The following is a 3,132-nucleotide window of genomic DNA, read 5'->3' on the forward strand; positions in this document are numbered from 1 at the left end:
CGGCCGGGACCACCCGGACCGGCCACGGGCCGTCACGTCAGGAATCGCCCGTCGCGACGGGATTGGCGGGGTCGGCGACCCAGTTCGACCAGGATCCGACATAGAGGGCCGCGGGTATCCCCGCGAGGTGGAGCGCCAGGATCTCGTGCGCCGCCGTCACCCCGGAACCGCAGTAGGCGCCGACGTCCAGCGCGTCGGTCGCGCCGAGCTGCGCGAACCGCTCGCGCAGCAGCTCCGGCGGCAGGAACCGGCCGTCCACGCCGACGTTCCCGGACGTCGGAGCGTTCCGAGCGCCCGGGATGTGCCCGGCGACCGGGTCGACGGGCTCGGTCTCGCCGCGGTACCGCTCGGCGGCGCGGGCGTCCAGCAGCACCCCCGCCGTCGCCAGCGCGGCGGCCCCCTCCGCGTCCAGCACGGGCAGCCGGCCCGGGCGGGCGAAGAAGTCGCCCGGCTTGACGTCCGGCTCCTCGGTGGTGACCGGGTGGCCCGCCTCCGTCCAGGCCCGGTAGCCGCCGTTCAGCACGCGGACCTTGTCGTGGCCGAAGTAGCGCAGCGACCACCAGACGCGCGCCGCGGCCGTGGAGTCGGCGTCGTCGTAGACGACGACGAGCCGGTCCCCCGACACGCCGGCGCGGCGCATCGCGGCCTCGAAGTCACCGGACGGAGGCAGCGGATGGCGCCCGGCCGGCCCCGGCGGCCCGGCCACGTCGCGGTCCAGGTCGACGAACACGGCTCCGGGGAGGTGGCCCTTGCGGTAGGAGTCGATTCCCGGCGGCCCCGCCAGATGCCAACGCACGTCCAGCAGGACCAAGGGGGTCTGCTGCCGGAGCAGCCGGTCCAGCGCGGGCACTTCGATGAGAGGGTGCACATCGCCAGTTTGACCTTCGTCGCCCTGATTGAGGAGGGGCTCGGCGGGGTTCGTCACGACCGGCAGCCTACGCACCACCGGCCCCGGGACACGCCGTGCGCACGGATTCCACGACGGCCCAGGTCAGCGCCGGGGACGGCAATGGGTCGGGGGCAGCGGGTCGGGGACTGCAGCGCGTCGGGGGCGGCGGCGCGGTCAGGGGCGGGTCGCCGTCAGCAGCGGGACGATCTGCTCGGCCGCCACGAGAGAGCCGTGCATGCCGACCATCCGGGTCAGCCAGGGCTCCCGCTCGGACGCCACGATCGCCAGGTCCGCGTGCGGCACCGCGATCACGTCGCCGATCCGCTCGGCCATCCCCGGGGCGAGCGGGCCGAACCAGCCGTCCGCCACCGCCTTCTCGCGCGGCACGACCCACGCCCGGTCGCCGACCAGCGCCGTCCACGCGGCGAGGACGTCGTCATGGGCGCCCGGCTCGCTGTAGACGTACCGGCAGCGCGCGTCGCCGCCGAGCAGCGCCACGCCCTCGCCCAGCTCGGGGACGGTGTCGGCGTCGATCCGTTCCACCGGGTCCACCATGCCGTGGTCGGCGGTCACGTACAGCGCCGACCCCGGCGGCAGGACGGCGGCGAGCTCCTGCACGAGGACGTCCACGAACCGCAGCTGGTGCCGCCACTCGGCGGACCCCACCCCGAACCTGTGCCCCGTCGAGTCGAGATCCGGGTGGTAGACGGTCACGAGCGACCGGTCGCCGCGCCGCAGCGCCCGCTCGGCCCGCCCGACGAGCTGGCCCAGGCTGTCCGCCGCGACGTAGTCGGCGCCGCGGGTCGTGGCCCGGCTGAGCGGCGAGTCCCGGTACAGGCCGAGGGACACGTAGGAGGCCGCGACGCCCGCCGCCGCGGCCCGCTGGTAGATCGTCGGCGCGGGCTGGAAGCGCTCCGGGTCGACCGAGTCGTCCCGCCAGCGCAGGCAGTTCAGCAGCCGCCCCGTGCCCGGGATCGCGACCTGCACGCCCAGCAGGCCGTGCCCGCCGGGCGGCAGGCCGGTGCCGAGCGACCCGAGGCTGGTGACGGTCGTGGCGGGGAACCCCGCGCTGATCGGCCCGCCGCCCATCGCGGTCAGGTACGGCGCCTCGCCCGGATGGGCGCGGAGCTGCTCCCAGCCGAGCCCGTCGATCACCAGCACGCAGGCGCGCGGCAGCGCGGGCAGGCCGAGCGCGTTCACCGCGTCCGGGACGCCCATCGCGGCCAGCACCGACACCGGGACGTCGGCGAGCGCGCCCGCCCCGTAGTCGGGCACGGGCGGCGGCGGGGCTCCGCTCACCGGCCGCTCACCGCGCGGTCGCCGCGGACAGCTCCTCGGCGAAGGCCAGCACCTGCGCGACGGCGTCGGCGCCGTCGGCGGCCTCGCTCACCCGCAGCGACAGGTCGTCGGCGGTGACGCTGCCGGTGTAGCCGTGGTCGGCCTCGCAGTTCTCGTCGCCGCAGGTCGCGGGCTCCAGGTCGATGTGCGCGATGGCGCCCCACCCGATCGTCAGCACCACCTCCGTCGGCGGCACCCCCGGCACGTACGAGGCCGGGTCCGGGACGACCCGCGTCACCGCGACCGACTGGACGCGCTCCAGCTTCACCGCCTCCGTGGTGGTGGACGCGTGCGGGCGCTCCATGCCCTCGCCGGGCGGATGCTCGTCGGTGTGGCACACCAGCAGCCGGCTCGCGGACAGCACGAGCACCGTCACGTGCCGCCGGACCTCCATCGCGGGGTCGAACGTCGCCTCGTGGTGCACGACGTACGCGACGACGCGCTCGTCCCCGATGGCCGACTCGACCGCGTCCGCGACCAGGGCCGGGTAGTAGCCGCTGCGCTCGATCGCCGTGCGCAAACCATGAGCGGTCGCTCGGGTTTCCCTCATGCCCCTATCCTGCCCTGTCCGGGGCCGGACGCGCACATGCCCGCCGCGGCGGGAGATCACCGACGCGGCCTCGGCCGCACGAGCCCGCGCGGCCCCCTGGCGGCGGCCCCGGGCAGGCCCGGAGCGCGGACCGCACGGGTACCCGACGGGCACGCGGGTACGGGGGTCGTATGGACGAGAAAGAGCCGCTGCCGACCCCGCAGCCGGTGCCCCCGCCGACACCGGACCCCGCCCCCGCGCCGGAACCGCTGGTCCCGCCGACCGAGCCGCCGCCCGGCCCCATGCCGGGCCCCGGACCCCAGCCGCCGAGGCCCGTGCCGCCGGGACCCGCGCCCGACCCCGTCCCGCCCGGTCC

General features: G+C 76.5%; 4 protein-coding genes. 1 reads left to right on the forward strand and 3 read right to left on the reverse strand.

From position 1 onward, the window contains the following. Positions 1-37: 37 nt before the first annotated feature. The 3 genes from ABZ914_RS49275 to ABZ914_RS49285 form a co-directional block, all read right to left on the reverse strand. Entirely contained in the window at positions 38-868 is an 831-nt protein-coding gene (locus ABZ914_RS49275; protein ID WP_433247544.1) for a sulfurtransferase, read from the reverse strand. A 195-nt stretch (positions 869-1,063) separates the two neighbouring features. Then, positions 1,064-2,188, reverse strand: coding sequence for an alkaline phosphatase family protein (locus ABZ914_RS49280; protein ID WP_500201503.1), 1,125 nt, complete (start codon positions 2,186-2,188; stop codon positions 1,064-1,066). Positions 2,189-2,195: 7 nt separating this feature from the next. Beyond that, entirely contained in the window at positions 2,196-2,777 is a 582-nt protein-coding gene (locus tag ABZ914_RS49285) for a DUF5998 family protein (RefSeq protein ID WP_151544098.1), read from the reverse strand. A gap of 170 nt (positions 2,778-2,947) precedes the next feature. Between ABZ914_RS49285 and ABZ914_RS49290 the strand changes: the two genes are divergently transcribed. Next, a partial coding sequence (locus ABZ914_RS49290; RefSeq protein ID WP_500201504.1) for a hypothetical protein occupies positions 2,948-3,132 on the forward strand: 185 nt, incomplete at its 3' end.

Source organism: Spirillospora sp. NPDC046719 (assembly GCF_040645715.1).
Classification (GTDB): domain Bacteria; phylum Actinomycetota; class Actinomycetes; order Streptosporangiales; family Streptosporangiaceae; genus Spirillospora.